This is a genomic window from Mesorhizobium sp. M4A.F.Ca.ET.050.02.1.1 (assembly GCF_003997725.1).
In the GTDB taxonomy this organism is placed as follows: Bacteria; Pseudomonadota; Alphaproteobacteria; order Rhizobiales; family Rhizobiaceae; genus Mesorhizobium.
Genome location: NZ_RZSG01000983.1, coordinates 1 through 1,960, shown reverse-complemented (window position 1 = coordinate 1,960; position 1,960 = coordinate 1). Strand labels below are relative to the sequence as shown.

1 pseudogene is annotated in these 1,960 nt (G+C 63.1%); it reads left to right on the top strand.

What is annotated here, in order from left to right:
• A pseudogene (locus EOA33_RS33955) lies at positions 1 to 1,960 on the top strand (hypothetical protein); the annotation flags it as partial.

Here is a 1,960-nt window from a genome sequence, read left to right as displayed (position 1 = left end):
CGCCAGCCGCAACAGCGCGACCTACGGCGAAAGCCTGTTCGGCGTGCTGCCGCTGCTGGCGACCGATCCGGATACGCGCACCAGCCAGGGCGATGTGCTCAACGAGTTCATCTACACGCCCGGACAGGTGCAGACCGAGACGATCAATGTCGGCGGCAAGATGAAGAAGGCGGTCGACCTGACGCCATACAATCTGACGCCAAATGCGCAGGGCGGCGACAATCCGCTGTTCGACGCCAATGTCGTCGACGACATCATTTTCGGCGGCCTGGGTGACGACTTCATCCATGGCGGTTCCGGCGACGATGCGGTCGGCGGCGGCGAGGCCCTGCCGGAGTCCTACACGCAGCGCTTCGACGCGGCGGGCAATGTCGTGGGCATCGTGCGCACCGACTTCTCGCGGCCGTGGAATCCTGGCGACGTATTGAAGTTTGGTCCTGACAGCGATCCGTGGAACGCACCGAAGCCGGTGCAGAGCCGGCTCGGCGAGTTCTTCCTCTACGACGAGTACGATCCACGCCGGACGATCATGTTCAACGCCGATGGTTCGGTATGGAAGGCCGGCACGCCGCCTATCGCGCGCCAGTATTTCCTCAACCTCGTCGACAATGAAGGACCGCTGGTCAACGGCGCGATCGCTTTTGCGCCGAACGGCACGCCGACGGCGTTTGCGCAGCGCAACACCGACGGCAACGATGCGGTCTTTGGTGACCTGGGCAATGACTGGATCGTTGGCGGTACCGGCCGCGACCACATCTATGGCGGCTGGGGCAACGACCTCATGAACGCCGATGATGTACTCTCGACCAACAACTGGCTGAACGACCAGCCAGAGACGCATCCAATGTATGAGGACCGCGTTTTCGGCGGGGCAGGGCTCGACATCCTGATCGGCAACACCGGTGGCGACCGCCTGATTGATTGGGTCGGCGAGTTCAACAGCTACCTGGTGCCGTTCGCACCGTTCGGTATCGCGACGGTAAGCCGGCAGGTGCCGCCGCAACTGTTCGACTTCCTTTATGCGCAGGCATTCAGCGACGGTGTCGACATCACCCGCACCGCCGACACTGGCAGCATCAACGGGGACGACAAGTACAGCCACGTCCATATGTTCATGGGCGGCGTGGAAGGCGAAATCGGCCTGATCACCCAGAAGGATCATGGCTTCTGGCAGGATCAGACCGGCGGTCCGACGGATCCCCAGGCGGGCAACATCCCCGGCGGCAAGCGCGACGTGTTGCGCACGGCCGACTTCAATGATGGCAACGCCAAGGTCGTGGCGGTTGACGAGGGCAATTTCGCCGTCACCAGCGGTAAGCTCACCGTTCAGTCGGCGAGCACTTGGGACCAGGCAGCCGCGGTTCTCTATCTCGACGCCTATACGCCGATCTACTACGAGATCGCGGCGACCTTGACGACCGATAAGCCGACGGCCGGCTGGAAAGCCAACTCCTACATCATCTTCGACTACTACTCGCCGACAGATTTCAAATATGCCGGCATCAACATCTCGAACGACCAGATCGAGATGGGCTACCGCGACGCCAGCGGCTGGCATCAGTTGGTCAAGTCCAACAAGCCGGTGCAGCTCAAGGCAAACCAGGCTTACGATGTCCTGCTCGCGGTCAACGGCACGAACGCGACTTTGACCGTGGCTGGCGTGAATTGGTTCAGCTACACCTTCGCGCCGCGCATCCTCGAGGGCCAGCCGGTGGCGCTGAACAAGGGCCTCGTCGGTGTCGGCAACAGCGGCTCGAAGGGTACGGTGGACAACTTCCGTGTCCAGGTCTTGCCGCCCCAGATCACGCTCGACTACGCAGCCGAGTTCGACGCGCCGCCGACCTATCCGATGTCGAAGACCGCAGCTCAAGGCTGGACGCTCTCGGGCGGCAGGCTGAACGCGGCGGCCGGCGCCGGCCGCCGCGTTCAGCCTGCCGCCCGAGAGCGTCCAGCCTTGAGC